Source organism: Herbaspirillum rubrisubalbicans, from assembly GCF_003719195.1.
In the GTDB taxonomy this organism is placed as follows: domain Bacteria; phylum Pseudomonadota; class Gammaproteobacteria; order Burkholderiales; family Burkholderiaceae_D; genus Herbaspirillum; species Herbaspirillum rubrisubalbicans.
Window position 1 is genome coordinate 4778863 of the sequence record NZ_CP024996.1, and the last position, 26772, is coordinate 4805634.

At 57.8% G+C, this 26772-nt stretch carries 28 protein-coding genes, 1 tRNA gene and 1 pseudogene; 7 read left to right on the forward strand and 23 right to left on the reverse strand.

What is annotated here, in order from left to right:
* Window positions 1-8 precede the first annotated feature (8 nt).
* The 4 genes from RC54_RS21220 to RC54_RS21230 all read left to right on the forward strand — a co-directional run bounded on the left by RC54_RS21220 (window position 9) and on the right by RC54_RS21230 (window position 4017).
* On the forward strand, window positions 9-2195 hold the full coding sequence (locus tag RC54_RS21220) for a peptidoglycan DD-metalloendopeptidase family protein (protein ID WP_123020487.1): 2187 nt from the start codon (window positions 9-11) through the stop codon (window positions 2193-2195).
* Window positions 2185-2658: a YncE family protein gene (locus tag RC54_RS21225; RefSeq protein WP_061789908.1), complete on the forward strand. Its 474-nt coding sequence runs from the start codon at window positions 2185-2187 to the stop codon at window positions 2656-2658. The genes RC54_RS21220 and RC54_RS21225 overlap by 11 nt, the downstream gene beginning before the upstream one ends.
* 64 nt (window positions 2659-2722) lie before the next feature.
* Window positions 2723-3433 carry a hypothetical protein gene (locus tag RC54_RS25815; RefSeq protein ID WP_244216394.1) on the forward strand — a complete coding sequence of 237 codons (711 nt, stop codon included), beginning with the start codon at window positions 2723-2725 and terminating at the stop codon, window positions 3431-3433.
* A gap of 5 nt (window positions 3434-3438) precedes the next feature.
* A complete protein-coding gene (locus RC54_RS21230) occupies window positions 3439-4017 on the forward strand; it encodes a hypothetical protein (RefSeq protein WP_244216395.1) in 579 nt (192 codons plus the stop codon).
* 271 nt (window positions 4018-4288) lie between these two features.
* Here RC54_RS21230 and RC54_RS21235 read toward each other — a convergent pair whose 3' ends face one another.
* The 10 genes from RC54_RS21235 to petA form a co-directional block, all read right to left on the reverse strand.
* A complete protein-coding gene (locus RC54_RS21235) occupies window positions 4289-6499 on the reverse strand; it encodes an OsmC domain/YcaO domain-containing protein (RefSeq protein WP_061789909.1) in 2211 nt (736 codons plus the stop codon).
* A gap of 288 nt (window positions 6500-6787) precedes the next feature.
* Window positions 6788-7759: a threonine/serine dehydratase family protein gene (locus tag RC54_RS21240; RefSeq protein ID WP_058896821.1), complete on the reverse strand. Its 972-nt coding sequence runs from the start codon at window positions 7757-7759 to the stop codon at window positions 6788-6790.
* Window positions 7760-7804: 45 nt separating this feature from the next.
* A complete protein-coding gene (locus RC54_RS21245; protein ID WP_058896822.1) occupies window positions 7805-8797 on the reverse strand; it encodes an ornithine cyclodeaminase family protein in 993 nt (330 codons plus the stop codon).
* Window positions 8798-8910: 113 nt separating this feature from the next.
* Window positions 8911-10533, reverse strand: coding sequence for an ABC transporter substrate-binding protein (locus RC54_RS21250; protein WP_061789910.1), 1623 nt, complete (start codon window positions 10531-10533; stop codon window positions 8911-8913).
* A gap of 497 nt (window positions 10534-11030) precedes the next feature.
* A tRNA-Thr gene (locus RC54_RS21255) sits at window positions 11031-11106 on the reverse strand.
* Between the two features lie 24 nt (window positions 11107-11130).
* Window positions 11131-11619 (reverse strand): ClpXP protease specificity-enhancing factor, encoded by a 489-nt coding sequence (locus RC54_RS21260; RefSeq protein WP_061789911.1) that lies wholly within the window; start codon window positions 11617-11619, stop codon window positions 11131-11133.
* Window positions 11620-11739: 120 nt separating this feature from the next.
* Window positions 11740-12351 carry a glutathione S-transferase N-terminal domain-containing protein gene (locus tag RC54_RS21265; RefSeq protein WP_017453790.1) on the reverse strand — a complete coding sequence of 204 codons (612 nt, stop codon included), beginning with the start codon at window positions 12349-12351 and terminating at the stop codon, window positions 11740-11742.
* A gap of 98 nt (window positions 12352-12449) precedes the next feature.
* Window positions 12450-13214, reverse strand: a complete 765-nt coding sequence (locus tag RC54_RS21270) for a cytochrome c1 (protein ID WP_058896825.1) — start codon at window positions 13212-13214, stop codon at window positions 12450-12452.
* Between the two features lie 23 nt (window positions 13215-13237).
* Complete coding sequence (locus RC54_RS21275) at window positions 13238-14644, reverse strand: cytochrome b (RefSeq protein WP_058896826.1); 1407 nt, start codon at window positions 14642-14644, stop codon at window positions 13238-13240.
* Window positions 14645-14646: 2 nt separating this feature from the next.
* The gene (petA, locus tag RC54_RS21280; RefSeq protein ID WP_017453787.1) at window positions 14647-15255 is read right to left on the reverse strand and encodes a ubiquinol-cytochrome c reductase iron-sulfur subunit; all 609 of its coding nucleotides are present in this window, start codon (window positions 15253-15255) and stop codon (window positions 14647-14649) included.
* 292 nt (window positions 15256-15547) lie between these two features.
* On the opposite strand from petA, the gene mscL reads away from it, so the two are divergent.
* Window positions 15548-15988, forward strand: coding sequence for a large conductance mechanosensitive channel protein MscL (mscL, locus tag RC54_RS21285; RefSeq protein ID WP_061789912.1), 441 nt, complete (start codon window positions 15548-15550; stop codon window positions 15986-15988).
* Between the two features lie 71 nt (window positions 15989-16059).
* Here the strand turns inward: mscL and RC54_RS21290 are convergent, their stop codons facing one another.
* A complete protein-coding gene (locus tag RC54_RS21290; RefSeq protein WP_061789913.1) occupies window positions 16060-16824 on the reverse strand; it encodes a Nif3-like dinuclear metal center hexameric protein in 765 nt (254 codons plus the stop codon).
* 42 nt (window positions 16825-16866) lie between these two features.
* Here RC54_RS21290 and RC54_RS21295 point away from each other — a divergent pair, with 42 nt between their 5' ends.
* Window positions 16867-18048 carry a Do family serine endopeptidase gene (locus tag RC54_RS21295; protein ID WP_058896828.1) on the forward strand — a complete coding sequence of 394 codons (1182 nt, stop codon included), beginning with the start codon at window positions 16867-16869 and terminating at the stop codon, window positions 18046-18048.
* 17 nt (window positions 18049-18065) lie between these two features.
* Window positions 18066-18755 carry a DUF2461 domain-containing protein gene (locus RC54_RS21300; protein WP_058896829.1) on the forward strand — a complete coding sequence of 230 codons (690 nt, stop codon included), beginning with the start codon at window positions 18066-18068 and terminating at the stop codon, window positions 18753-18755.
* An 87-nt stretch (window positions 18756-18842) separates the two neighbouring features.
* Here the strand turns inward: RC54_RS21300 and tatC are convergent, their stop codons facing one another.
* From tatC to RC54_RS21360, 12 genes and pseudogenes are all read right to left on the reverse strand, one after another.
* Entirely contained in the window at window positions 18843-19616 is a 774-nt protein-coding gene (gene tatC / locus RC54_RS21305) for a twin-arginine translocase subunit TatC (protein WP_058896830.1), read from the reverse strand.
* A gap of 40 nt (window positions 19617-19656) precedes the next feature.
* The gene (gene tatB, locus RC54_RS21310) at window positions 19657-20181 is read right to left on the reverse strand and encodes a Sec-independent protein translocase protein TatB (RefSeq protein WP_017453781.1); all 525 of its coding nucleotides are present in this window, start codon (window positions 20179-20181) and stop codon (window positions 19657-19659) included.
* A 124-nt stretch (window positions 20182-20305) separates the two neighbouring features.
* The gene (gene tatA, locus RC54_RS21315; RefSeq protein WP_017453780.1) at window positions 20306-20509 is read right to left on the reverse strand and encodes a Sec-independent protein translocase subunit TatA; all 204 of its coding nucleotides are present in this window, start codon (window positions 20507-20509) and stop codon (window positions 20306-20308) included.
* Window positions 20510-20580: 71 nt separating this feature from the next.
* Window positions 20581-20961, reverse strand: coding sequence for a histidine triad nucleotide-binding protein (locus RC54_RS21320; protein ID WP_058896831.1), 381 nt, complete (start codon window positions 20959-20961; stop codon window positions 20581-20583).
* A gap of 47 nt (window positions 20962-21008) precedes the next feature.
* Window positions 21009-21347, reverse strand: coding sequence for a phosphoribosyl-ATP diphosphatase (locus RC54_RS21325; protein ID WP_017453778.1), 339 nt, complete (start codon window positions 21345-21347; stop codon window positions 21009-21011).
* A gap of 116 nt (window positions 21348-21463) precedes the next feature.
* Window positions 21464-21847, reverse strand: a pseudogene (hisI, locus tag RC54_RS21330) (phosphoribosyl-AMP cyclohydrolase); the annotation flags it as partial.
* Window positions 21844-22608: an imidazole glycerol phosphate synthase subunit HisF gene (gene hisF / locus RC54_RS21335; RefSeq protein WP_017453776.1), complete on the reverse strand. Its 765-nt coding sequence runs from the start codon at window positions 22606-22608 to the stop codon at window positions 21844-21846. The pseudogene hisI and the gene hisF, both read right to left, overlap by 4 nt.
* A 1-nt stretch (window position 22609) precedes the next feature.
* A complete protein-coding gene (gene hisA, locus RC54_RS21340) occupies window positions 22610-23407 on the reverse strand; it encodes a 1-(5-phosphoribosyl)-5-[(5-phosphoribosylamino)methylideneamino]imidazole-4-carboxamide isomerase (RefSeq protein ID WP_008332447.1) in 798 nt (265 codons plus the stop codon).
* A 78-nt stretch (window positions 23408-23485) separates the two neighbouring features.
* Complete coding sequence (hisH, locus tag RC54_RS21345; protein WP_058896832.1) at window positions 23486-24124, reverse strand: imidazole glycerol phosphate synthase subunit HisH; 639 nt, start codon at window positions 24122-24124, stop codon at window positions 23486-23488.
* 59 nt (window positions 24125-24183) lie between these two features.
* Window positions 24184-24780 carry an imidazoleglycerol-phosphate dehydratase HisB gene (gene hisB, locus RC54_RS21350; RefSeq protein ID WP_017453774.1) on the reverse strand — a complete coding sequence of 199 codons (597 nt, stop codon included), beginning with the start codon at window positions 24778-24780 and terminating at the stop codon, window positions 24184-24186.
* Between the two features lie 67 nt (window positions 24781-24847).
* Window positions 24848-25954, reverse strand: a complete 1107-nt coding sequence (hisC, locus tag RC54_RS21355) for a histidinol-phosphate transaminase (protein ID WP_061789914.1) — start codon at window positions 25952-25954, stop codon at window positions 24848-24850.
* Window positions 25935-26771 (reverse strand): DNA-methyltransferase, encoded by an 837-nt coding sequence (locus RC54_RS21360; RefSeq protein ID WP_061789915.1) that lies wholly within the window; start codon window positions 26769-26771, stop codon window positions 25935-25937. The genes hisC and RC54_RS21360 overlap by 20 nt, the downstream gene beginning before the upstream one ends.
* Window position 26772 lies beyond the last annotated feature (1 nt).

Here is a 26772-nt window from a genome sequence, read left to right on the forward strand (position 1 = left end):
GAAGTTTTATGCTCATCAGCCCACCTTTTCTTCCTCCTCGTCTTGCCGAGGACGATGATGCTTATCTAGAGACAGCCATGCGTAGCCCGGAGCATGGAAACTTCCCCGTCAGCCATAAATTATCGTGGCACGGGGGCTTGCATCTGGAAGCTCCGGCACGCGACAAAGGACGAGAACCCGTGCGCGCCATTGCCGATGGCATCGTCGCCTATGTTCGACAACCGACGGCACGTCCAGCGACTGCTGCTGAAGATGAACAGCATGTACTTGGCTATATGGGATGGACAGATGACGGTTGCGTCATCATGCGACACGACTCCACGATCGGAGCCCAAAACGATAAAGAAACGCAAGTACGTTTCTACTCCATCTACATGCATCTGCAGACGATACGCGGCGTCAAAGCTGGCCAAACAATTTATCGCAAGGCCGAGTTGGGCAGTGCAGGCTCCTTTGAGGGGCACGCCAACATCCTCCACTTTGAGATCATCTGCGATGACGACAACCTTAAAAGACTGATCGGCCGAAATACGGGTGACCTCAATATCACGGCAAACGGTCGTACCGATGCTGTCTTTGGTGAAATCTACTTTAGATTGCCCGCCGATACCCGGCTCTACCCGCGGCGTCCTCCTCTCACTGAAAAATCAGGATCCAATGAAACGGTATTGAACGAATCGCTGTTCGTCGGTGTACGTTTTGGAGGAGGAAACGCTTATGTCAGTACCTACCGTGCCGATGGGACTCGGGTGGGTGCAACGCTGACGGAAAGCGATGCCGAATATGAACTTTACCGACAGGCAGAAAAAGTCGTTCAGGCATACAGAGCCGCACGTGCCAGCCAAGTACCGGCGCATAGTGCAGTCTATGAATTGCTGCGCTTCGGGCGGATCTTGGGACCGGATCGCTTGACGCCAGGTGACACGCCACACTGGCGACAGATAGCCACGGCGAATGGCCAAGGATGGGTGAATCTGAACGCCACAGGGGTTTTCAAGTACAGCGATGCCGATGCGCCCCATTGGGCTGGCTGGCAACTATTGATGGACTACGATGATCAGGATAGCCGCTGCGATATCGATGCCCTTCGAAAAATGCTGGACGAAGACGGCGACGGGATCACCACCCGATCCGAGGCAGAAAATCGACTGAAAGATGCAGAGGTTCAGCGGACCATGCGTGGCATGGTGTGTAAATTTCCGACTGAATGGCAACGAAGTGGCATTGCGGAGCGCTGGAATTGGCTGACCCAAGAAGGGCCTGATAGGGAAACCAGCGCGACGCCCAGCCTGAACGACAGCACCTACTTGTCTCAAGCGGACTTTCCCGAATTTCAGCGTCATGTTGAGGCGCTAGCATTCTGGGAACTTGCTGCGCTGGACGATATTGGGGCCGTGCATTGGCACTTTCATCCCAGGAAATTCATTGAACACTTCAGAAAATGCGGCTGGCTAAGCATCGAGGAGATGAAGCGCATTTATGCGGACAAGGAGAGCACCTATAAAGATGTTGGTCAGTCAGGGGATACCGTCAAGGAAAAATTTCGGCTCAGTCTCAATCTCGTTTTTCGGAAATATCTCCTCAATAAGCCCCTCAGGATGGCGCATTTTTTCGGTCAAGCCGCTCAAGAGAGCTATTTTTTTATGCTGACACGCGAGGCTGCCATAGGAGTCGCCAAGGCAATCAAGGAAAACCATATTTCAGTTCAAGGGGAAGAAGACGGCTATCTTCAGATTACAGCGATCAATCGGGATCAACTTCTGTATTTCGCTGAGTCCGGCAATAACGGTTACTACGAAGGCCGTGTCGATTTGGGCAATACGGATCCGGGTGACGGAATGAAATTTCGCGGCAGAGGGATGAAGCAATTGACAGGACGCTATAACTATTCAGAGTACTGGGTATTTCGTGGCTGGCTTGATCGAAGCTCTTACGATGCAGGTTGGTTCAACAATAAGGGGCGAGGGCCGGTCATTAACAATCCGCAAATTGTAGCCGACGTACCTTACAACGCTGTGGACACAGCAGGTTTCTACTGCTCAAAAACCGTTATTATCAAAGCAGCTGATGGTGGGGCTACTACACAAGCTTCCGCCGCAGTAAGCCGATTGGTTAATCCTTATGAACGCCCACCAAGAAGTACGCGAGCAACACAAACGATATCTTCCTACCTAATACTCGGCGATGAAATCTAAATTCCCCATTACTTTCTTTTTTCTAACAGCGCTATTTTTCTCAGGTACGGTCGGTGCCGAAAACCCTGAACTTCGCAGATCGTTCCGAGGAATAGCGAACCAATTCGTGTACGACGTTGGGAGACGTACTATCAAGATAAAACTCGATATCCCCGTCAATCACTGGACCGTCAACTGCCATAGAGACCGTGCAATCATATGGGGCCAAGACCTGAGCCAAGCTCGAATAGGCGCTCCACCCGTTACTAAGGTTTATATCATTGATCTCAAACGGGGCAAGCCTATCAATCACTACACGGGAACCCGTGGCCCCTATGAAGCGGCCTTCAGCAGAGATCAAAAAACGGCGATCGTAGACGACGATGTGGTGGACCTGGCGACAGGAAAATTGGTCGACGTGATTGATGAAATGAAACTTGATGTTGAGACTTGCCCATCCTTTCCAGGAAAGCAGTCGAACTAGAGGTAGCTAACGCCAGAAAGAACGCAGCCAAGAATTTCAATTTTTTGCAGGCATTAAATATCCGATGCTCCAATCTCCAATTCAATTAAGCCTTACGCAAAAAAGACACGTCTCGCTGCTTTACAATTTCGCCTCGCTCGAATATCTGAAAGGCCTTCAAGTACACCTGCACGAACTCATGCAATTCATCGATCCGATGTTAGCCAAGGCCAAGCTTCAAGGCCGCGACGCACTGCTGACCAATAGTCGCTGGGGAACACGTGACACCTCGCAGAACTGGGCCAATAATGGCTGGCCATTTCTTGCCGACTTCGAACTGTCTGTCTCCAGGCAAATCGCACAGCGTGCATTCGAAGTCTATTCATTTACCGATGCGTACAATTGTGGGCGCGGCTTGTCGGAGTACTCCCTGAACTGGATGACACCGGAGGAGGAGGATGAATTCCAATCCCGCTTCGATGATCTATACCTGTACGCACACAATATCGACAACACATTGACAAAATTCAATGTCGCTGGACGATGGGACGATTTAAGTTTGACGCTATGTCTGGCCGACCACCCCGAGGCACTCAGAGACGCCACCGCATTAAGACTTCGAAGCGACATCGTCGCCCGTAGCGGGACACCTCCGAGAACTGGGCCAATAATGGCTGGCCATTTCTTGCCGACTTCGAACTGTCTGTCGCCAAGCAAATCGCACAGCGGGCATTCGAAGTCTATTCGTTTACCGATGCGTACAATTGTGGGCGCGGCTTGTCGGAGTACTCCCTGAACTGGATGACACCGGAGGAGGAGGAATTCCAATCCCGCTTCGATGATCTATACCTGTACGCACACAATATCGACAACACATTGACAAAATTCAATGTCGCTGGACGATGGGACGATTTAAGTTTGACGCTATGTCTGGCCGACCACCCCGAGGCACTCAGAGACGCCACCGCATTAAGACTTCGAAGCGACATCGTCGCCCGTAGCGGGACAACGCCGCCGCGGACCGGCGTTTATTTGCCGCTCGACGACCCTCATGACACTCCACAATTTTGCTGGACCGGAAATCCGTCTGGGGAACTCAAACAGTGCAGTACGTTTAACGATCTTGGACTGGAGGTGCTGGCAAGTGTCGGTCGTCAAGCTCTGTGGCTCGACGATTACCGCATGTATCAGTTCGTGCAAAGTCACCGTCAAGATCCTCGTTTGACGGCAGATCCAGACTTCAAGGACTGTGTAAATAAACCCAAGCTGGCTGCAAGTCTAGTCGCCGAACACGCTTTCACGTCACGTCCCTGCGATTGGATTTACGTAGAACAACTTCACGGACAGCCTATCGACTTCTCCGAAGATAGCTCCTCTTGATCAGGCAAATATGGTGGCTCGACAGGACTGAATCCAAGACACGATCCATTTCCCCGGGCACATCGATCCACAAGAAATCTACCTTCTGGAGCGCTATACCTCTGCCACCTATCTCGGCCAGTTGCGCGACAGCTGGCAAGACATGCAGGAGCCCGAGGTTCACTTGCTGCGCCGGACACTTGGACTATCTCCCCCCAAGTCATGACCTGAATGCTCAGGATTTTCGTGGCAGCCTTTGGTAGGTTGTCGGTCCGGGAGAAGATGAGTCGCATCAAGCCGCAGCGGCAGCTTGCGCAAACCTGGCGCGCGCCTTGTGCAGCTTGCGGTAGCTATCGAGCAAGCGTTGATGACGATCCAGTCCTTCGAGCTTCATGCTGGTCGGAGTCAATCCAAAGAAGCGCACGCTGCCCGTCACCGAACCGATGGCGGCATCCATGCGCTCGTTGCCGAACATGCGGCGGAAATTGGTCTCGTAGTCAGCCAGTTCCAGCGCATCGTCCAGTTCCACTTCCAGCACGACGTTCAAGGCCTGGTAGAACAGACCGCGTTCGACCGAGTTGTCGTTGTACTGCAGGAAGGCTCCGACCAGTTCATGCGCCTCTTCGAACTGCTGCAGGGCCAGATGGATCAGCAGCTTCAGTTCAAGCACGGTGAGCTGGCCCCATACGGTGTTTTCATCGAAGTCGATACCGATCAGGGTGGCGATGTCCGAGTACTCATCCAGCTCGTTGTTCTCCAGACGGTCAAGCAAGGCGGCCAGCGCCTCATCGTCCAGACGATGCAGGTTCAGGATGTCCTCACGGAACAGCAGCGCCTTGTTGGTGTTGTCCCAGATCAGGTCTTCCACCGGATAGACCTCGGAATAGCCCGGCACCAGAATGCGGCAGGCCGTGGCACCCAGTTGGTCGTACACGGCGACGTAGGCTTGCTTGCCCATCTGCTCCAGAATACCGAACAAGGTAGCCGCCTCTTCCGCGTTGGAATCCTCGCCCTGGCTGGAGAAATCCCATTCGACGAATTCGTAGTCCGACTTGGCGCTGAAGAAGCGCCACGACACGATGCCGGAAGAATCGATGAAGTGCTCGACGAAATTGTTGGGCTCGGTCACCGCATTGCTCTCGAAGGTCGGCTGCGGCAGATCGTTGAGGCCTTCGAAGCTGCGCCCTTGCAGCAGTTCAGTCAGGCTGCGCTCCAGCGCCACCTCAAAGCTCGGGTGCGCGCCAAACGAGGCAAAGACCCCGCCTGTGCGCGGGTTCATCAAGGTCACGCACATCACCGGATAGACACCTCCCAGCGACGCATCCTTGACCAGCACCGGGAAGCCCTGCTCTTCCAGCCCCTGAATGCCCGCCACGATGCCGGGGTATTTCGCCAGGACTTCCTGGGGGACGTCGGGCAGGCAGATCTCGCCTTCCAGGATTTCACGCTTGACCGCGCGTTCGAAGATCTCCGACAGGCACTGCACCTGGGCTTCGGGCAGGGTATTGCCGGCACTCATGCCGTTGCTGACGAAGAGGTTTTCTACCAGGTTGGAGGGGAAATACACCACTTCGCCGTCCGACTGACGTACATAAGGCAGCGCGCAGATGCCGCGCTCGGCGTTGCCGGAATTGGTATCGATCAGGTGCGAGGCGCGCAGCTCGCCGTCCGCGTTGTAGATCTCCAGGCAATACGCATCCAGGATTTCCTTGGGCAGCTTGTCTGCACGAGCGGGCTTGAACCAGCGCTCGTTGGGGTAATGCACGAACTCGGCATGGGCGATCTCCTCGCCCCAGTAGGAACCGGCGTAGAAGTGGTTGTTGCTGATGCGTTCGATGTACTCGCCCAGAGCCGAGGCCAGCGCGCTTTCCTTGGTGGCGCCCTTGCCGTTGGTGAAGCACATCGGCGAATGCGCGTCGCGGATATGCAGCGACCACACATTGGGAATGATGTTGCGCCAGGAAGCGATCTCGATCTTGATGCCCAGTTCGGCCAGCAAGCCAGACATGTTGGCGATGGTCTGCTCCAGTGGCAAGTCCTTGCCCAGGATGTGGGAGCTCACGCCGGCTTCGGGCTTGAGGGTCAGCAAGGATTGCGCATCGGCGTCCAGGCTTTCCACTTCCTCGATGACGAATTCCGGCCCCTGCTGCACTACCTTCTTGACGGTACAGCGCTCGATCGAGCGCAGGATGCCCCGGCGGTCTGCCTCTTCGATGTCGGCCGGCAGTTCGACCTGGATCTTGAAGGTCTGCTGGTAGCGGTTTTCCGGGTCGACGATATTGTTCTGGGACAGCCGGATGTTCTCGGTCGAGATATTGCGCGTATTGCAGTACAGCTTCACGAAGTACGCCGCGCACAGCGCCGATGAGGCCAGGAAGTAATCGAAGGGGCCAGGCGCCGAGCCGTCTCCCTTGTAGCGGATGGGCTGATCGGCGATGACGGTGAAGTCGTCGAACTTGGCTTCAAGACGCAGCTTGTCGAGGAAGTTGACTTTGATTTCCATGGCGGCATTCCGATAATGAGCTGAAAAGGAGGCTGAAACGACTGACGGCGTTATTATCCCGCGTCGCGCGCAGGATGCTACAGCGGCCGGAGGGAGTACTGCAACGGCAGCGATTTCCCATCATTGCAGAAATTGCGGAGCAAAAGCAGAACAGGAGGGCCAAAGAAAAACGGCTCACATCACTGTGAGCCGCTTCGGTATTGGTGCTGGCTGCAGGGCTTGAACCCGCCCTCCTGACTGCCATTCCGGCGTGAATGTTGATTATATCAAATACTTACCTCAATTTTTTTATGCGACGGGTTTATATACGTCAGCCAAGTCGAACAAGTCCCAATTGCCACCGGTCAATACCGCACAGACTTTCTCATCCGGCCGCACGCTGAGACCGCCCGCCAGCAACGCCCCTATACCAATCGAAGCTGCCGGCTCCGCAATGAGCTTGGCATCTTTTGCCAGGATACGCATCCCCTCGATAATGTGCTCGTCCTCGACGAGAACGATCTCGTCTACATACTTTTCTATGATGGGATAGGGATTTTGTCCCGGAACACTGATTCTGAGCCCATCCGCGATGGTATTTTTCAGCGGCAATGAAGTTCTTTGCTTGTTGATGCGGCTCTGATAGTACTTGGGTGTGAGGGCAGGCTCTGCCCCGACCACCCTGATGGAGGGGCGGGTTTCCTTAAGCGCAGTCGCAATCCCGGAAATCAAGCCGCCCCCACCGATGGGAATGATGACGGTATCCACATCTGGCAAATCATCGATGATTTCGCACCCTATGGTACCTTGGCCGGCCATCACCACGGGATCTTCGAAGGCGTGAACCATCACATAGTGATTTTCCTCGGCGATCTCGGCGACCCTTTTCCAACGGGCTGCGGTATCACCGTCGAACAAGATAACCTCCGCACCCAGTGCTTGCGTGTTGGCGATCTTGATTTTCGGAGTAGTCACCGGCAACACCAAGAGCGCCTTCACTCCGAGCATCCTGGCGGCATAAGCCAGACCTTGCGCGTGGTTGCCGGAAGAGGTCGCAATGATCCCGTTGGCAATCGCCTCCTTCGGTAGCGATAAGGATTTGTTCAGCGCACCTCGAATCTTGAAAGCACCCGTGATCTGAAGTGTTTCGGGTTTCAGATAGAGTTCGCAACCAAGCTGTTTTTCGATTTTTTCTGCGCGAAGCAAGGGCGTATGTCTGATATGGGGCAAGAGCCGTTCGCGCGCTTGGTGAATGTCTTGGAGGGTTGGGTATTCATGCATGAAGTGGATTCCTTTTTTTCGCTCCAAAGGAAATGCGAAGCGAACTTACTCAATGAATTCAAAGAACTCACCGATCTTTTGAGCGACGGCGTTTTGGTAGATTTTCGTAGCAGTCGTATTGTCTTGAATGGCCATCCCGGTGGAATCGAAAATCGTGATTTCCTCATCGTTCTCCCGGCCTGGCTTCTTACCCAACAGAATCTCTCCGAGCTCACCATGAATATCATTCATGGTAATGATCTGTTGTGTCAGTGGATGCCAGCTCTCCCCTTTTTCACAGCACTGTGCAGTGGAGTCATGCACGATCTTGGCGTGCTTGAATAACGCGGGGTCCAGTTCCTGTTTTCCCTGCTGATCAGCGCCGATGGCAATGATGTGTGTGCCCGGCTTGACCCACTCGGCTTTCACGACCGGGCCGGTACCACGCGTGGTGGTAATAAGAATGTCCGAACTGGCGACCACATCCTGTGCCGAGGTGGCCAGTACCACAGGAAGACCAACATCGCGCTCGATATCGGCCTTGAAGCTGGCCATTTTTTCAGCGGTTCTACTCCATGCTTTGATGCCCTGAATATCCATGACTTCGCGCAGAGCGCGAATCTGCATCCGGGCCTGCTGCCCAGTACCAATTGCGCCAATTATCTTGGCGTCCTTTCTTGCCAGCACCTTGGCCGAGACCGCCCCGGCAGCGCCTGTTCTGAGTCCAGTGACCAAGCTGCCATCCATGACGCAGATCAGGGCGCACGATCTGGCATCAAACAGAAGGATGGTCCCCATGCTGCTGGGCACACCATAGAGTTTGGGATTATCGGGAAATGCCCCCGAAGAACTCTTCATGGAAATAATTTCGTTGCCCTTGTAATAGCTCAGCTTGAAGTCGATTTCTCCTCTCGGTTCAGGAAGATGTATGCCGGTATAAGGAGGCTGCATGACGCTGTTTGCACTGAATGCCCGATAAGCCTCTTCGACGGTACCAATCACCTCCTTCATGGAGATCAACTTGCGAACTTCCTCTTTTTTCAGCAATAAGGTGCGCATCAATACTTTCTTAAATAACTACCGATTCGTGTCACAGCATTGGAGTGATCAGCCAGAGAACGGTGCAGCATAAAAATACTGCACCGCTTTTTTACTCAACGACGCGATCTCACTCAGGCATCCAACCAAACATATTCTGCGCAGGTGTAGTTCATGAATGCTCCCAGTGGAACGGGAGTGATGCCCTTCACCTTGGTATTGACGCCTTCCAGGTTAATGATGAAGACGGGGATGCCGATGCCGCATTTCTCATGCACGAGAGTCTGCATATCGGCATACATTTGTTTGCGCTTGTTGAAATCGGTCTCCCCACGTGCGGCGACCAGTAATTGATCAAACTGTGCATTTTTCCATCCCGATTCATTCCATTGCGCATCGGACTTGAACAACTGCGTAAACAGAATGTCTGCACTTGGACGCGGATTGATATTGCCGAAGCCCAACGGCACCTTCATCCACTGGTTCGACCAATAGCCATCAGGGGGGACGCGTTTCACATCCAGTTTCAACCCTATCTTTTGAGCACTCTGCTGCATCAGCACGGCGATGTCGACCGAACCGGTAGCCGCTGCCGACGCCACGAGCGGGATAGTGCTGCCTAAGACGCCGGCCTTTTGCAGGTGAAACTTGGCCTTGTCCGGGTCGTAAGGACGCTGCGGCAAACCGGGGAAGTAGAAACGATTGGTCGGATCGATAGGTTGATCATTGGCGGTCACGGCATAACCACGGAAGGCAGCGTTCTTGATTTGCTCCCGGTCCATCAAATACTTCATTCCCAGGGTGAAATCCATGCTATTGCCAGGTGCCACATCCTGACGGATGACCAGATCGGTATAGAGACCCGTTCTGGTTTCTATCACGGTATAGCCTGCGCTCGTCCTGACGCGCTCGGTCGAACGGGCATTCACGTCATTGATCCAATGCACATCGCCCGATAGCAAGGCATTGACCCGGGCAGCTTCATCGGGAATACCAAAGACTTCAACCTCATCGAGATAAGGCATTCCCGATTTCCAGTAGTTTTCATTACGCACGCCAATGGTTCGCACTCCTGGAGTGAACTCCTTACACTTGAATGCCCCAGTTCCATTGGGCGTGCGGAATTCGGTCGTACCGTCTCGGATGATCAGGAATTGCGCCGTGGACAAGATCACAGGCAGGTCGGCATTGGCACCGGCCAGTTTGATCTGCACCTCATTGGGGCCAGTGGCTTTGACTGACTCGATCTGATCTGCCACGACCTTGACCTTGGAGGCGACAGCCGGATCTTTGTGGCGCATCAGTGAGTACACGACGTCGGCCGGGGTGAACGGCTTTCCATCGTGAAAAATGACATCCTTACGTAACTTGACGGTCCAGGTAATGGCATCCGTGGTCAGCAATTCTTCGGCCAGCACCATCTGCGGGCCGAGCTTGCTATCGAGTTTGGTCAGGCCGTTATAGAACAGGTTTACTCGCGTGTAGTCAGTGGCGTGTGCCGCTTTGGCGGGATCGAGCGTATCGGCAGTGGAACTGGTTTGGGTGGCCATACGGAGTTTGCCGCCACGCTTGGGTGTCTGTGCCATGGCGCTACTGCTCACCGCCATAAGGCTGGTCGAACCCAGCGTCAAGAGACTGCCGGCCATCAGGGTGCGCATCATATCGCGACGCGTGAAGCCCTCGCGAATGTCGCTTCCAGACTCAGCAGCGCCAGTAAATTCATCGGAGAAGAACCGCTCGTTTTCTTGATTACTCATGAAACCCCCGTCATCAAAGTTGAACTATGAAAATACTGATTGGATCTTGCTGCTATTGGTCCGGCGTAACGCCCATGGACAACTATCTCTCCCGTACAACATCAATTGTTTCAATTGGATCCGCGTCCTGATGCTCAGGATTACAACACGGAGGAACTTATAATTTATGTCGATTTATGTGCTAGAAGAGGCAGGAATAAGTGTTTAGAAAGCGCTCATCAGCACAACTTGCGGAGCAATGCAGCAAGCCTTCTTGATAGCCCCAGAGTGGGGCATCCTCCCCAAATTGGACACGCTTCTGCTCATTTCCCTTGCTACGAATTACTCTCAAGTCCGCATCTAGACGACTATTCGGCAAGCGGTGGACAGTCGCTGAAAATAAACAATAAAGCCCGCAGTTGCGGGCCTTATTATTGATATTCGACTAATTGCGGCGACTAATGCCGCTATAAACGAAAAAGGGCTTGCGCCTTATGGTCGCAAACCCTTTTAAATACTGGTGCTGGCTGCAGGACTTGAACCCGCCACCCCCTGATTACAAGTCAGGTGCTCTACCAGATGAGCTAAGCCAGCAAAACTTCAGCCGGCGATTATAGCCTACTTGATGCGGGTCAGTACAGGACGGCCACCCTTTTTCGGTGGTTCTGGATCGTCATCGCCCTTGTCGCTGCCTTCGGCAGGCTTCTTTTCGGGCTCGGAGACAGGCACCGATGACAAAACCGGTGCGCTGCTTTCCTGCTCAGGAGCCTGCTCTGCCTCTCCAGCGGTGGCCGGTGTCGGCGCTTCGAAGGCCATGCCCTGGCCGTTCTCACGGGCATAGATGGCGATCACATTTTCCACAGGAATCAGGATATCGCGCGAAACGCCACCAAAACGGGCGCTGAAATGTATGTTGTCGTTCTCCATCTTCAGGCCGCTGGTGGCCTCGAAGCTGATGTTGAGGACGATTTCGCCATTCTTGACGAATTGCATCGGCACCCGCGTGCGGCTGTCGACGACCACCGCAATGTGCGGCGTGTAGCCATTGTCGGTACACCATTCGTAGATGGCGCGCAGCAAATAGGGCTTGGTGGAGACTTCTGGCATGACTGATGTGGTGTGCGATGCGCCGGTTAGAACCGCATCTGCCGGCAAAGCCGGGGTGGAAAGCAATATGAACTTCTGTGAACTGCACCGCCGCCTGAGCGGCAGTGCAGCCGGACCAGCTTAACGGCGCATGACCTTTTCGGACGGGGTCAGCGCTTCGATGTAGGCCGGACGCGAGAAGATGCGTTCGGCATACTTCATCAGCGGAGCGGCGGTCTTCGACAGCTCGATGCCATAGTGATCCAGGCGCCACAGCAGCGGCGCCAGGGCCACGTCCAGCATGGAGAACTCGTCGCCCAGCATGTACTTGTTCTTCAGGAACAGCGGTGCCAACTGGGTCAGGCGGTCACGGATCTCGTGACGGGCCTTTTCCTGGTTCTTTTCGGCCGCCTTGGACTTTTCATTTTCCAAGGTGTGCACGTGGACGAACAGTTCCTTCTCGAAGTTGAACAGCATCAGGCGAGCACGGGCGCGCATGAGCGGGTCGGCCGGCATCAGCTGCGGGTGCGGGAAACGCTCATCGATGTATTCATTGATGATGTTCGATTCATACAGCACCAGGTCACGCTCCACCAGGATGGGTACCTGGCCATACGGGTTCATGACCGAGATGTCTTCCGGCTTGTTGAACAGGTCAACGTCGCGGATCTCGAAATCCATGCCCTTTTCGAACAGGACAAGGCGGCAACGTTGCGAAAATGGGCAGGTCGTGCCCGAGTAGAGAACCATCATTTTTTCAGAGCCCTAAAAACAAAAGGGGGGCGAGACGCATAACGCTCACCCCGATACGCAATTCCGCAAAAACTGCGCGGATACGTGATTGTACGTTTTTACTTGATGTTCTTCCAATAGGACGCGTTCAAACGCCACGCCAATACCGAGAAGAGACCCAGGAACAACAGCACCCAGACACCCAACCGCTTGCGCGTATTCTGCGCCGGCTCACCCATCCATTGCAAATAAGCAACGAGATCGGCGACATTGTTGTCATATTCCGCCGTACTCATCTTGCCAGGCTTGACTTGTTCGAAGCCGGCAAACTTGTGGATGGTCTTGTTCGCGTCATGAGGATCCTTCTCTTCGACGAACTTGGCTTTGCGAATACCTTGCAATTCCCACAACACATGCGGCATCCCAACGTTGGGGAAGAGCATGTTGTTCCAGCCGGTGGGACGACTGTCGTCCGTATAATAACTGCGCAGGTAGGTATAAATCCAGTCCGGGCCACTGCCCGCTTCCGATGCGCGGGCCCGCGCGATCACCGACAGGTCGGGCGGTGTGGCACCGAACCAGGCCTTGGCATCTTGCGGTGTCATCGAGATCTTCATCAGATCGCCGACCTTTTCCCCGGAAAACATCAGGTTTTCCTTGATCTGCTCTTCGGTCAGGCCGATGTCGCGCAGGCGGTTGTAGCGCATGGACGAGGCCGAGTGGCAGTTCAGGCAGTAGTTGACGAACAGCTTGGCGCCATTTTGCAGCGAAGCAACATCCTTGGTGCGATCCGGGGCGCGATCCAGCGGATAGCCCCCCTCGTTGGCGCAGGCCAGCGCCGGCAGCAGGGCCAGCGCGGCAATCACTTTCTTGAGCAATGTCATGTTCTTGTCCTTTGGCGGCTGGCTTAGTGCGGGTGGTAGACGACGCGCTCGGGGACCGGCTTGAAGGTGCCGGCAGCACTCCACCACGGCATCAGCAGGAAGAAGCCGAGGTAAATGAAGCTGCACACCTGCGAGACGGTGGTGCCGATGGCCGTCGGCGGTTGCACGCCGAGGTAGCCGAGGATGACGAAGGCGATGCCAAAGACCAGATAGATGTACTTGTGCCAGCTCGGGCGATAGCGGATGGACTTGACCTGCGACTGGTCCAGCCAAGGCAGGCCGCCCAGAATCACCACCGACAGGCCCATCAGCACCACGCCCCAGAACTTGGCGTCGAAGACCAGCATCCCGGCGATGATGACCAGGCCGATGACGATGGAGGCCATCTTCAGCTTGGCCGTCAGGCGCGACTTGAACACCAGCAACGCCACATAGGCCGCCACGCCGGCGATGAGCCAACCCATGAAGTCGGCCGTGGTGGCACGCAGGATCGAGTAGAACGGGGTGAAGTACCACACCGGCGCAATGTGCAACGGCGTCTTGAGCGAATCGGCCGGGATGAAGTTGTTGTACTCCAGGAAGTAGCCGCCCATTTCCGGCGCGAAGAAGATCACCGCCGAGAACACCAGCAGGAAGATCGAGACACCAAAGATGTCATGCACCGTGTAATACGGGTGGAATGGCACGCCATCCAAGGGCACGCCGTTCTCATCGGTCTTTTCCTTGATTTCCACGCCGTCCGGGTTGTTCGAACCCACTTCGTGCAGCGCGATGATGTGCGCCGCCACCAGGCCGATCAGCACCAGCGGAATGGCGATCACGTGGAAGGAGAAGAAGCGGTTCAGGGTGGCGTCGGAAACGACGTAGTCGCCGCGAATGAGCAGCGACAGGTCGGGGCCGATGAAGGGGATGGCGCCGAACAGGTTCACGATCACCTGTGCACCCCAATAGGACATCTGGCCCCAGGGCAGCAGGTAACCGAAGAAAGCTTCACCCATCAGGCACAGGAAGATGCCCACGCCGAACAGCCAGACCAGCTCGCGCGGCTTGCGGTAGGAGCCATACAGCAGGCCCCGCAGCATGTGCAGGTAGACCACGATGAAGAAGGCCGAAGCGCCGGTGGAATGCATGTAGCGCACCAGCCAGCCCCAGGGCACGTCGCGCATGATGTACTCGACCGAGGCGAAGGCCAGGTTGGCATCGGGCTTGTAGTGCATCACCAGGAAGATGCCGGTGACGATCTGGATCACCAGCACCAGCAAGGCCAGCGAGCCGAAGATGTACCAGAAGTTGAAGTTCTTCGGGGCGTAGTATTCGGAAAGATGGGCTTTCCAGGTCGCCGTCAGCGGAAAGCGTGCATCAATCCAGTTCAGTGCCTTGGCCGCGGCGGGCGCGTCATCAGGCAGCTTCTTTTCGTGAAATGCTCCCATGATCAGGCCTCCCCTTTCTCGTCCTTGCCGATAACGAGCTTGTTTTCGCCTTCAAACATGTAACGCGGGACTTGCAGGTTGTCCGGCGACGGTTTGTTCTTGTAGACGCGACCGGCGAGGTCGAAGGTGGAGCCGTGGCAGGGGCACAGGAAGCCGCCATGCCAGTCGTCCGGCAGCGAGGTCTGCGGGCCGGTCTGGAAGCGAGAGCTGGGCGAGCAGCCGAGGTGCGGACAGATGCCGACCACGACCAGAATATCCTTGCGCACGGAACGCCACTCGTTGAGCGCGTAATCGGGCGTCTGGGAGAAATCGGTGCGCTTGGAATTAGGATCGGCCACTTCGCCATCGGTCTGCTTGAGGGAAGCGATCATCTCGGGCGTGCGCTTGAGAATCCAGACCGGTTTGCCGCGCCATTCGACGGTGCGCATTTCGCCGGGAGCCAGTGAAGAAATATCCACTTCCACCGGTGCACCGGCTGCCTTGGCGCGTTCAGAAGGTTGCAGGGTGGAGACGAACGCTCCAGCGGTGGCCAAACCCGCTACACCTCCGGCCGCACAAGTCGCAACAAGCAAACCTCGTCGACTTGCGTCGACCTGATTCTCGTCAGTCATAAACACCCCAATCTCCAAATGTAAGTTAGCGTGGACCTTCTAAGTGACCCTCATGCAACTTTTTGATTATATATAAGCTGAATAGGGTTTTGTAGCTAACGGCCGGTATGGTACCTGCTCGCGAAAATCAACATTTGACGCAGCGCAACCCATTGTCAATCTGCTCTTTTTATCCGTTTTCTGGCAGTGCAGCGTCAGTTCTTGTCCGATTTACTTTTCCTGGCAGGCAGGATATAACCCGTTGTAAGCCCGCCTCATGTTTAAACAGCAACTTTCAAAGGAGAAACCAGGGATGAGTATGCTCAAGGATTTTCGCGCCTTCGCGATCAAAGGAAACGTGATCGACCTGGCCGTGGGTGTCATCATCGGTGGCGCCTTCGGCAAGATCGTCAGTTCCCTGGTCGAGGATATCATCATGCCCATCGTCGGCAAGATCTTCGGTGGCCTGGACTTCGCCAATTACTACCTGCCCCTGAACGGCCAGGCCTATGGCCTGCCGCTGGCCGAGGCCAAGAAGGCCGGCGCAGTGTTCGCTTACGGCAACTTCCTGACCATCTTCATCAACTTCCTGATTCTGGCCTTCATCATCTTCCAGATGGTGCGCGCCATCAACAAGGCCCGCGACCTGGCCACCAAGAATGAAGAAGCCGCTCCGGCAGCGCCCGCCCCCACGCCGGAAGACGTGCTGCTGCTGCTGCGCGAAATCCGTGATTCGCTCAAGAAGCAGGCCTGAAGCGCTTCCTCAATTTATCGGCTTCACATTTTCAATTCTTAAAGTGAAGCTTGACGCATCACAGTCGGCTCTCACACCGGATTGTCGATATCAATGAACCGGTGCTCGATGCCGAAATGCGCCGCCACATGTTCACCCAGCGCCTGGATGCCGTAGCGCTCGGTGGCATGGTGGCCGGCAGCGAGATAGACCGTGCCGCTCTCGCGGGCCAGGTGCACGGTCGGTTCCGAAATCTCGCCACTGATGTAGACCGTGGCGCCAGCATCGATGGCCTCCCCCAGCATCCCTTGCGCCGCCCCCGTGCACCAGGCTACCTGACCGATGGCTTGCTGCGGATCACCGATCAACAGCGGCCTACGGCCCAGGCGCTTTTCGATCAGCAGCACCAAGTCGGCGGCGGTCCTGACGGCAGTAGAATGGCAACGACCGATCCAGCCGATATCGTTTTCGCCGAAGCGGCCCGTCGCGTCCAGATCCAGTCGCTTGGCCAGTTGAGCGTTGTTGCCCAGCTCAGGATGGGAATCCAGCGGCAGGTGGTAGCCGAACAGATTGATGTCATTGGACAGCAAAAGCTTCAGGCGACGTTGCTTCTGCCCGATCACGCGCATGTCTTCACCGCGCCAGAAATAACCGTGATGGACCAAGATGGCATCGGCCTGCCAGGCCAGCGCCGCCTCGATCAAGGCCAGGCTGGCAGTCACGCCGCTCACCACGCGCCCAATGGTGGTGCGCCCTTCCACCTGCAAGCCGTTTGGGCAATAATCGCGATACTGCGCAGTGTTAAGGGCGCGTCCCAGATATGCTGAGAGCTCGTCTCTGTTAATGTGGCGGGTCATTTCTTCCTCATCCGATTTCAAATCAAAATCAAGAATTCTTTTATGCGACGTTTATGGCTGTTGTTTGCACAGACGGTGACAGTAGGTCTGGCGCTGTGGTTCATTGTAGCGACCTTGAAGCCGGACTGGCTGTCCGGTTCCTTCACATCGCGCGCCCGGCCGGCCCAGTCCACGGTGCAGATGCAGGAAGCCGCCCCCAACGCGCCCGCCCTGGACTCCTACCGCCATGCCGCACGCCAGGCCATGCCCTCGGTGGTCAATATCTTCACAACGACCGAAGCCCGGCCACAGAAGAGCCCCTTCCAGAACGACCCGTTCTTCCGCAAGTTCTTCGGCGACCAGTTCGACGAACAGCAGCAGGATGACAAGCAATCCAGCCTGGGCTCGGGCGTGATCGTCAGCCCGCAGGGCTACATCCTCACCAACAACCACGTGGTGGAAGCGGCCGACAAGATCGAAGTGGCCCTGGCCGATGGCCGCAAGGCCAGCGCCAAGGTGGTCGGCATCGATCCCGAGACTGACCTGGCCGTCATCAAGATCGACCTGCCCAACCTGCCGGCCATCACGCTCGGCCACCCGGAAAACAGCTCGGTGGGCGACGTCGTGCTGGCCATCGGCAACCCCTTCGGCGTGGGCCAGACGGTGACCATGGGCATCGTCTCGGCACTGGGCCGCAATCACCTGGGCATCAATACCTTCGAGAACTTCATCCAGACCGACGCCGCCATCAACCCCGGCAACTCCGGTGGCGCGCTGGTGGACACCAACGGCAACCTGCTGGGCATCAACACGGCTATCTATTCGCGCACCGGCGGCAACCTCGGCATCGGCTTTGCCATCCCGATGTCCACCGCCAAGACCGTGATGGAAGCCATCATCAACCATGGTCAGGTGGTGCGCGGCTGGATCGGTGTGGAACCGCAGGACATCACCCCGGAACTGGCCGAGAGCTTCGGCCTGGGCAAGAAGACTGGCGCCATCATCGCCGGCGTGCTCAAGGGCGGCCCGGCCGACCGTGCCGGGATGCGTCCGGGCGACATCCTGGTGAGCATCGCCGACAAGCCGGTGGCCGATACCACCGAGATGCTCAACGTCATCGCCCAACTGACGCCCGGCCAGGAGATCGCCATGACGGTGCTGCGCAAGTCACAGGAAACCAAGCTCAACATCACGGTGGGCAAGCGTCCGCCGCCACCCAAGACCGATGACAACGACGAAGAATAAGCCAGGAGAGCCACCCCATGCATGTGCGTGACCTGATCCAGTTCCTGGGCGAGCTGTCCGAGAACAACAACCGCGCCTGGTTCGTCATGAACAAGCCGCGCTACGACATCCTGCGCGAGGAATTCCTGGCGCTGACCATCAAGCTCATCGCCGAGATCAGCAAGTTCGATCCGGCCATCGCCGGTTGCAATCCGAAGAAGGCGCTGTTTCGTATCAACCGCGACATGCGCTTTTCGCATGACAAGCGCCCCTACAAGACGCACTTCTCGGCAGCCATCACCGCCAGCGGCCTGAAAAAGCCCAGTCAGGGCGGTGGTCCGGCCTATTACTTCCACATCAACGAAACCGGTCAGTTGCTCATCGCTGGTGGTGAATATCTACCACCCACGCCGCGCCTGCGCGCCATCCGCAACCGCGTGGTGGAGGACGCAGCGGGCTTCACCAAGATGCGCAAGAACAAGAAGCTTGTTGCGACATATGGCGACCTGCAGGAAGAAGGCAAGCTGCAGCGCCCACCCAAGGGTTTCGATCCGGACACACCCAACATCGACTATGTGAAGCTCAAGAGCTTCATCGTCTGGACCGAAGAAGATATCCGCAAGAAGATTCCGGCCGACCTCGGCAAGCGGGTGCTGGAAGGCTTCAAGGATGCCTATCCGCTGGTGCAGTGGTTGCGCGAGATCCCACTGGTGAGCGCCGAGGAATAAGCCCGCCACCTGGTGCCATCCATCGCTGAACGCGATAAAGACAAAGCCCGCTCGAAGCGGGCTTTGTCTTTGGATGAGCGACGATACCTAGTCGGAAGAAGCCGAACTGCTGGGCTCGGCATCCGGGGCCCGCGTGGCGCGCTCGAAGATGGGCGCCACCAGCAGGCCGATTTCATACAACAGCACCAGCGGCACGGCCAGCATCAACTGGCTCATCACGTCAGGGGGAGTAACCACGGCAGCGACGATGAAGGCGCCGACGATGACGTAGGGACGAATCTGCTTCAACTTGGCCAGCGGCACCAGGCCCATGCGCACCAGCACGATCACGATCACCGGGACTTCGAAGGTCACGCCGAAGGCTACGAACATGGTCAGCACGAAATCGACATAGCTATCGATATCCGGGGCCACCGAGACCGACTTGGGCGCGAAGTTGTTGATGAAGGGGAACACCACGCCGAAGACGAAGAAGTAGCAGAACGCCACCCCGGTGACGAACAGCACGGAAGACGAGATCACCAGCGGTGCGATCAGGCGCTTCTCGTGCGCATAGAGGCCCGGCGCGACGAAGGCCCACAGCTGGTAGAGCACCCAAGGCAGCGAAATCAGCACGGCCACCAGCATGGTGACCTTGATGGGAATGAGGAAGGGCGTGATCACGCCAGTGGCGATCATCTTGCTGCCGGCGGGCAACGCATGGATCATCGGCGCGGCCAGCACGTCGAAGATGTGGGCCGCGAACGGCATCAGGCACAGGAACACCACCAGCACCACCGCAGCCGCCTTGACGATGCGGCTGCGCAATTCGATCAGGTGCGAGATGAAGGTATCTTCGGCCTGGGTGTTTTCTTCAGCCATGGGGTCGGAATTCTGATGAAGTGAGACGCGCTGCGCCAAATTAGAAGAAACCGGCCGACTTGCCGGTGCCGACCGGACGGCGGTACTTGGCCACGCGGGCTGAAGCCGAGATGACACGGGTCTTGTGACCGCTCTGGTGCTTGTACCAAGCCGGCACGCCGGTGGTGCGCGAGAGCTTCTTGCGACGGAAGGCCTTGGCCTTGATCGCCAGCAGCGAAGCATCCGGCGTGCGGGTCCAGCTGCCGCCGGCGCTGGCGCTGTCGGAACTGGAGGAATCATCGCCGCCATTCCAGGCATCGTTGATCGAAGCTTCAGTTTCTGACATGCTTTTGTGAATGCTATTACTGACGTCGCTGGCAGCGTCCTGGACGTCCTTCTGCATCTTGCGCAGCTCATCGAGTTCCATCTCGCGGCTGACTTCGGACTTGACGTCGTTGATGTAGCGCTGGGCGCGGCCGAACAGGGTGCCGGCCATGCGCGCCACCTTGGGCAGGCGCTCGGGGCCGATCACGACCAGCGCGACCACGCCGATCAAGGCCAGCTTGGTAAGGCCGATATCAATCATGAGTCTGTGTGGACATTAAGGAGGACAGCGATGGCGCGGCAAGCGCATCAAGACTGGAGTGCCCGGCCCATGCAGGCTGCGGGCTCATGCGGCCCGCCAGTCGGAACTGGCGGGTGCGGCCTGGTCAGCTACCGGACTTGTCCTTTTCCTTGGCCTGCACGTCGATGGCCACATCCTTCTTTTCCTCGTCGGCGCCCTTGACGCCATCCTTGAAGCCCTTGACTGCCTTGCCCAGGTCGGAACCCATGTTGCCGAGCTTCTTGGTGCCGAAGACCAGCATCACGATCACCAGAACAATCAGCCAATGCCAAATACTGAACGAACCCATTCTCTTCTCCTAAGCGGACATCCCTGCCCTGTGTACAAGTGAAACCTGCCAGCCCCCGGGCCGGCGAATGCTTATTGTTGCACGAACTGTACCCGCCAGGGATGCGGACCGCCAATCACGTGCATGTGCAGATGGTACACCTCCTGGCGGCCGTCCGGCCCGGTGTTGATCAGGATCTTGAACCCGCCAGTAGGCTGGCCTTGCGCATCCAGACCATAACCGCAACCCTGCTCGGCCGCCAGGCGCGGCGCCAGCGCCAGCATCTTGCCCAGCATGGCGGTATGTTCGTCGGTGCAATCGGCCAGGGTCGCCACATGCTGGCGCGGCACGATCAGGAAATGCACCGGCGCGGCCGGGTTGATGTCGTGGAAGGCGATCAGGTCTTCATCCTCGTAGATCTTCTTCGAGGGAATCTGGCCAGCCGCGATCTTACAGAAAATGCAATTATCCAAGTCCGTACTCCTGGGAAACAAGGGGATAAGAGAAGCGATCCAGCCGATCAGTCCTTGCGCGCGGCCTTTTCTTCCAGGCCGGAGAGCCCTTCGCGGCGCGCCAGTTCATCGAGCACATCCTGCGGGCTCAACTCGAACTGGGCCAACATCACCATGGAATGGAACCACAGGTCGGCACATTCGTAGAGCACCTTGGACTTGTCGCCCGAGACGCGGGCATCCTTGGCCGCCATGACGGTCTCGGTGGCTTCCTCGCCGATCTTCTTCAGGATGGCATCGTCGCCCTTGGAGAACAGCTTGGCGACATAGGATTTCTCGGGATTGCCGCCATTGGCCAGCTTGCGCGACTCGATGACTTCGGCCAGGCGCTTCAGGGTTTCGCTCATGATGGGGTCTTGTCGCTATCGACGGGCTTGGGGATGCTCTTGCGCACGCGCTTGGGCTTGGCTGCCGGCTCGCTGGCCGTGGCCGCAACAGGGCCGCCACCCGCGCCGGGGGCCAGGTCCTTGAGGACCGGCTCGACCGTGACCCATTCGCCGCTGTCGGCGCTGCCTTCGAATTTCTGGAAGAAGCAGGAATGACGACCGGTGTGGCAGGCAATACCGGCCACCTGCTCGACCTTGAGCAGGACCACGTCTTCGTCGCAGTCCAAGCGGATTTCATGCACCTTCTGGAAGTGACCTGATTCTTCACCTTTGTGCCACAGCTTCTTGCGCGAGCGGCTCCAATAGACCGCCTGACCGATCTCCACGGTGCGCGCCAGCGCCTCGCGGTTCATCCAGGCGAACATCAGCACGTCATTGCTGCCTACTTCCTGGGCGATCACCGGCACCAGGCCGACTTCGTCCCATTTGACCTTGTTGAGCCATTTGGCGCTGATGCTCATGCCAGCCTCATGGAAATGTTCTGGTCGGCCATGAAGCGCTTGGCTTCCTGCACGGTGTGCTGGCCATAGTGGAAGATGCTGGCCGCCAGCACCGCGTCGGCCTTGCCCTTGGTGATACCGTCAGCCAGGTCCTGCAGGCCGCCCACGCCACCGGAGGCGATCACGGGAATGCTGACTGCTTCCGAGACTGCACGGGTCAGGTCGAGGTCGAAGCCGCTCTTGGTACCGTCGCGGTCCATGCTGGTCAGCAGGATCTCGCCCGCGCCCAGTTGCGCCATCTTGCGCGCCCATTCGACCGCATCCAGGCCGGTAGCATTGCGGCCGCCGTGGGTGTAGACCTCCCACTTGCCGTCACCGGCGCGCTTGGCGTCGATGGCCACCACGATACATTGCGAGCCGTACTTGTTGGCAGCGTCGGCTACCAGTTGCGGATTGGTCACGGCCGAGGTATTGATGCCGACCTTGTCGGCGCCGGCATTGAGCAGGCGGCGCACATCTTCCACCGCGCGCACACCGCCACCCACGGTCAGGGGGATGAAGACCTGCGAGGCCACGGCTTCGATGATGTCCAGGATCAGGTCGCGACCATCGGAGGAAGCGGTGATGTCGAGGAAGGTCAGCTCATCGGCGCCCTGCTCATCGTAACGACGTGCGATTTCGACCGGATCGCCGGCATCGCGCAGCTCCAGGAAGTTGACGCCCTTGACCACGCGACCAGCGGTCACGTCCAGGCAAGGGATGATACGTTTTGCAAGGGCCATGTTATTTGCTGCCGGACAGGCGGTTGGCTTCCAGTTCGCGCGTCAGTTCATCCGCACGATCCTGGCCGCTGCGCAGGTCCAGCGTACCTTCATAGATGGAACGGCCGCAGATGACGGCTTCGATGCCTTCATCCTCGACCCGGCACAGCGCCTCGACGTCGCCCACATTGTGCACGCCGCCCGAAGCGATGATGGGAATGGTCACCGCCTGCGCCAGGCGCACGGTAGCCTCGATGTTGACCCCGCCCATCATGCCGTCGCGGCCGATGTCGGTGTAGACGATGGCTTCGCAGCCATAGCCTTCGAACTTCTGCGCCAGGTCCACCACTTCGTGGCCGGACAGCTTGCTCCAGCCATCGGTGGCGACCTTGCCATCCTTGGCATCCAGGCCGACGATGATCTGGCCGGGGAAGGCGCTGCAGGCGTCATGCAGGAAACCGGGGTTCTTCACCGCGGCGGTACCGATGATGATGTAGGACAGGCCATCGTCCAGGTAGCGCTCGATGGTGTCCAGGTCGCGGATGCCGCCACCCAGTTGCACCGGGATTTCCTCGACCTCGTTTTCCTCGGCGAAACGGGCGACCACCTGCAGGATGGACTTCACCGCCGCCTCGTTCTTGGGCTTGCCGGCAAAGGCACCGTTGAGGTCCACCAGGTGCAGGCGGCGCGCGCCCTGCTTGAGCCAGTGCAGGGCCATTTCCGCCGGATCTTCGGAGAAAACGGTGGCTTGTTCCATATCACCTTGTTTGAGGCGTACGCAATGACCGTCTTTCAGGTCGATGGCGGGTATGAGCAGCATGGCTAGGGGATGACTAGTCAGTAAAAAAAGAGGGGTTATCGAAGCTCAGCAGTGTGCTTCTTGCTGGAAAGACAAAAATCAAGGTTTCCAGTGTACGAAATTCCGATACAGCTGCAAACCCGCCGAGGCACTTTTTTCCGGGTGGAACTGAGTTGCAAAGATATTATCGCGGGCCACGGCACAGGCGAAGTCACGGCCATACGGCGTCTGGCCGACCACATGGGCGGTCTCGGCCGGCACGGCATAGTAGCTGTGGACGAAATAGAAGAAGGCGTCATCCGCAATCCCTTCCCACAGCGGATGAGTGCGGGTCTGGTGCACATGGTTCCAGCCCATCTGCGGCACCTTGAACAGCGATCCATCATCCTGGCGCAGGCCTTCGAGTTCGAAGCGCACCACCTTGCCGGGCAGCAGGCCCAGGCCGGGAGTGTCGCCTTCTTCACTCCAGTCGAACAGCATCTGCTCGCCCACGCATACGCCGAACAGCGGCTTGGTGCGCGAGGCTTCGATGACGGCGTCCTCCACGCCCGATTCACGCAGGCTGCGCATACAGTCGGGCATGGCACCCTGGCCGGGCAGGACCACGCGGTCAGCAGCGCGGATATCGGCGACTTCACCGGAGATGCGCACATCGGCTTCAGGCGCGACATGGCGCAGCGCCTGCGCCACCGAGCGCAGGTTGCCCATGCCGTAATCGACTACAACAATTTTATTCATGGTGAAATTGAACGGTGCTCACGCACCGGAAAACCAGATGATTTAGCGATACCCTGCGTTTACAGGCTGCCCTTGGTCGAGGGAATCGTACCCGCAGCGCGTGCATCAAGCTCGACGGCCATGCGCAGCGCACGGCCGAAGGCCTTGAACACGGTCTCGGCCTGGTGGTGGGCATTCACGCCACGCAGGTTGTCCACGTGCAGGGTCACCTGCGCATGATTGACGAAACCGTGGAAGAACTCGCTGGTCAGGTCCACATCGAAGGAACCGATCATCGAGCGGGTAAAGGGAATGTGGTATTCCAGGCCGGGACGGCCGGAGAAATCGATCACCACGCGCGACAGGGCTTCATCCAGCGGCACGTAGGCGTGGCCGTAGCGGCGGATGCCCTTCTTGTCGCCGATGGCCTTGGCAAAGGCCATCCCGAGGGTGATGCCCACGTCTTCCACCGTATGGTGCGCATCGATGTGCAGGTCGCCCTTGGCCTGGATATCCAGGTCGATGAGGCCATGGCGGGCGATCTGGTCCAGCATATGGTCCAGGAAGGGCACGCCGGTATCCAGCTTCTGCTGGCCGGTGCCATCCAGGTTGATGGCAACGCGGATCTGCGTCTCGTTGGTGTTGCGGACGACTTCCGCGGTTCTCGGTGTAGACATGGTCAGGGTTAGACGGGCTTCTATCGTTGGGTAATGCTGGGAGCTTGCCTGGGCGCGATCTTTACCATCACAGTTCGCGCAGTGCTGCTGTCAGGGCCGTCAGGAAGATGGCGTTTTCTTCATCCGAACTGACGGTAATACGCAAACAGTTTTGCAGCAACATGTGCATTCTACCGGCATTTTTGACAAGTACCTTGCGCGCCAGTAAACCGGCGAAGACTTTATCGGCATCCGGGACGCGGATCAAGATGAAATTGGCCGCCGACGAGAACACCTGCACCCCGTCCAGCGCCGCCAGCGCGCTGGCCAGATCGCTGCGCGCCGCACGCAGCCGGGCGGCCTGGGACTCCAGTACGTGCAGGTGATCCAGCACGAACAGGACGGCCGCTTCGGTCAACACATTGACGTTATAGGGCGGGCGCACCTTGTCCAATTCCCGCAACAGCGCCGGCGCCGCCGACAGGTAGCCCAGGCGCACGCCCGCCAGCCCCAGCTTGGAAACGGTGCGCATGACCACCAGGTTGTTGTGTCGCGGCAATGCCGGCATGAGCGTAGAGGTGGCAAAGGGCTGGTAGGCTTCATCGACCACCACCAGGCCGTAGGGTGCGGCGGCTTCGATGATGCGCAGCACGTCGGCCATCTCGTAGAGCGTGCCGGTGGGATTGTTGGGGTAGCCAAGCCAGGTGATGACCGGCTTGTGCGTCTCGATGGCCGCCAGCATGGCTGGCAGGTCCAGGCTCAGGTCGGCGCGCAGCGGCACGCCCACGTAGTCCAGCCCGGCCATCTGGGCCGAGATGCCATACATGACGAAGCCCGGCTCCGGCGCCACGATGGTGCGACCGGGCATGGCGCAAGCCACCGAGAGCATGGTGATCAACTCATCCGAACCATTGCCCAGCAATACCTCATACCCTGCCGGCACCCCCAGGCGCTCGCAGATGGCCGCCTTGAGCTGCGTATAGGACGGTACCGGATAACGGTTCAGCTCCAGCGCAGCCAGTCGCTGCGCCAGTTCCTCACGCAGCGCCACCGGCAACACATAGGGATTTTCCATCGCATCGAGCTTGACCAGCCCTGCTGCCGAGGGCACGTGATAGGAGTGCCAGCCGCGCACTACGGGGCGGATCACGTTGGCGACCAGTTGGTCCACGATCTCAGGCTTGGAGGGATTCATCATCTTGGCTCGCAGGGGCCGGCGCATCGAGGGCATCGAGGCGCTGGCGGATCAGTTCGCAATAATCGGGGTTGAGTTCGAAACCGGTAAAGTGCCGCCCGCAACGGCGTGCCGCCACGGCCGTAGTGCCGCTGCCCATGAAGGGATCGAGCACCACGCCGCCCGGCGGACAAGAGGCCTTGACCATGCGCTCCACCACTTCCAGCGGTTTTTGCGTAGGGTGATCGGCGCGCTCCTTGTGCTCGCGATGCAGGCGCGAGACGCTCCACACATCCTTGGGGTTGTAGCCCATCTCCAGCCACTTGGCCCCAACAAAGATGGAGCGCGAACGCGCTTTCTTGGTCTGGGCGTCATAGGGAATGCGGATGGCATCGAGATCAAAGAAATAATCCTTGGCGCGGGCAAAGAAGCCGATAGTGTCATGCACCGAGGAATAACGCCGCACGCTCCCTCCCATGGAGGGCACGCGACGGTCCCAGATGATCTCGTTGATCATGGTCATGCGCTGCTTCAACATCACGAAGATCTCCGGCGAATTGCGCCAGGTCAGGAAGATGTAGAGGCTGCCATTGGGCTTCAACTTGGGCAGCACGGCGTCGACCCACTGCTCGGTCCAGGCCAGATACGCAGCGGTATCGAGCTTGTCGGAATCATTGCCGTAATCCTTGCCCAGGCCATAAGGCGGGTCGGCGATCAACAGGTCGACACTGCCATCGGGAATGCGCGCCAGCCCACCGCTGACATCCAGCGCATCCTCGCAATACACGCGGTCCAGCCAGCCGGCGCCTGCGAGGGAGTCGGTGGCGGACGTCATCATG

What these genes read in the sequence shown, in the direction of transcription:
- RC54_RS21265 (WP_017453790.1), bottom strand. Translation starts at nt 12,351, where the DNA reads ATGATGGTTCTCTACTCGGGCACGACCTGCCCATTTTCGCAACGTTGC.
- RC54_RS21300 (WP_058896829.1), top strand. Translation starts at nt 18,066, where the DNA reads ATGCATGTGCGTGACCTGATCCAGTTCCTGGGCGAGCTGTCCGAGAAC.
- hisB (WP_017453774.1), bottom strand. Translation starts at nt 24,780, where the DNA reads ATGTCTACACCGAGAACCGCGGAAGTCGTCCGCAACACCAACGAGACG.
- RC54_RS21290 (WP_061789913.1), bottom strand. Translation starts at nt 16,824, where the DNA reads ATGACCCGCCACATTAACAGAGACGAGCTCTCAGCATATCTGGGACGC.
- RC54_RS21295 (WP_058896828.1), top strand. Translation starts at nt 16,867, where the DNA reads ATGCGACGTTTATGGCTGTTGTTTGCACAGACGGTGACAGTAGGTCTG.
- RC54_RS21275 (WP_058896826.1), bottom strand. Translation starts at nt 14,644, where the DNA reads ATGGGAGCATTTCACGAAAAGAAGCTGCCTGATGACGCGCCCGCCGCG.
- hisH (WP_058896832.1), bottom strand. Translation starts at nt 24,124, where the DNA reads ATGAATAAAATTGTTGTAGTCGATTACGGCATGGGCAACCTGCGCTCG.
- petA (WP_017453787.1), bottom strand. Translation starts at nt 15,255, where the DNA reads ATGACTGACGAGAATCAGGTCGACGCAAGTCGACGAGGTTTGCTTGTT.
- RC54_RS21235 (WP_061789909.1), bottom strand. Translation starts at nt 6,499, where the DNA reads ATGGAAATCAAAGTCAACTTCCTCGACAAGCTGCGTCTTGAAGCCAAG.
- RC54_RS21225 (WP_061789908.1), top strand. Translation starts at nt 2,185, where the DNA reads ATGAAATCTAAATTCCCCATTACTTTCTTTTTTCTAACAGCGCTATTT.
- mscL (WP_061789912.1), top strand. Translation starts at nt 15,548, where the DNA reads ATGAGTATGCTCAAGGATTTTCGCGCCTTCGCGATCAAAGGAAACGTG.
- RC54_RS21250 (WP_061789910.1), bottom strand. Translation starts at nt 10,533, where the DNA reads ATGAGTAATCAAGAAAACGAGCGGTTCTTCTCCGATGAATTTACTGGC.
- RC54_RS21240 (WP_058896821.1), bottom strand. Translation starts at nt 7,759, where the DNA reads ATGCATGAATACCCAACCCTCCAAGACATTCACCAAGCGCGCGAACGG.
- tatA (WP_017453780.1), bottom strand. Translation starts at nt 20,509, where the DNA reads ATGGGTTCGTTCAGTATTTGGCATTGGCTGATTGTTCTGGTGATCGTG.
- hisF (WP_017453776.1), bottom strand. Translation starts at nt 22,608, where the DNA reads ATGGCCCTTGCAAAACGTATCATCCCTTGCCTGGACGTGACCGCTGGT.
- tatC (WP_058896830.1), bottom strand. Translation starts at nt 19,616, where the DNA reads ATGGCTGAAGAAAACACCCAGGCCGAAGATACCTTCATCTCGCACCTG.
- RC54_RS21245 (WP_058896822.1), bottom strand. Translation starts at nt 8,797, where the DNA reads ATGCGCACCTTATTGCTGAAAAAAGAGGAAGTTCGCAAGTTGATCTCC.
- RC54_RS21260 (WP_061789911.1), bottom strand. Translation starts at nt 11,619, where the DNA reads ATGCCAGAAGTCTCCACCAAGCCCTATTTGCTGCGCGCCATCTACGAA.
- RC54_RS21220 (WP_123020487.1), top strand. Translation starts at nt 9, where the DNA reads ATGCTCATCAGCCCACCTTTTCTTCCTCCTCGTCTTGCCGAGGACGAT.
- hisC (WP_061789914.1), bottom strand. Translation starts at nt 25,954, where the DNA reads ATGAATCCCTCCAAGCCTGAGATCGTGGACCAACTGGTCGCCAACGTG.
- RC54_RS21230 (WP_244216395.1), top strand. Translation starts at nt 3,439, where the DNA reads ATGACACCGGAGGAGGAGGAATTCCAATCCCGCTTCGATGATCTATAC.
- RC54_RS21325 (WP_017453778.1), bottom strand. Translation starts at nt 21,347, where the DNA reads ATGAGCGAAACCCTGAAGCGCCTGGCCGAAGTCATCGAGTCGCGCAAG.
- RC54_RS21360 (WP_061789915.1), bottom strand. Translation starts at nt 26,771, where the DNA reads ATGATGACGTCCGCCACCGACTCCCTCGCAGGCGCCGGCTGGCTGGAC.
- RC54_RS21270 (WP_058896825.1), bottom strand. Translation starts at nt 13,214, where the DNA reads ATGACATTGCTCAAGAAAGTGATTGCCGCGCTGGCCCTGCTGCCGGCG.
- RC54_RS25815 (WP_244216394.1), top strand. Translation starts at nt 2,723, where the DNA reads ATGCTCCAATCTCCAATTCAATTAAGCCTTACGCAAAAAAGACACGTC.
- hisA (WP_008332447.1), bottom strand. Translation starts at nt 23,407, where the DNA reads ATGCTGCTCATACCCGCCATCGACCTGAAAGACGGTCATTGCGTACGC.
- tatB (WP_017453781.1), bottom strand. Translation starts at nt 20,181, where the DNA reads ATGATTGATATCGGCCTTACCAAGCTGGCCTTGATCGGCGTGGTCGCG.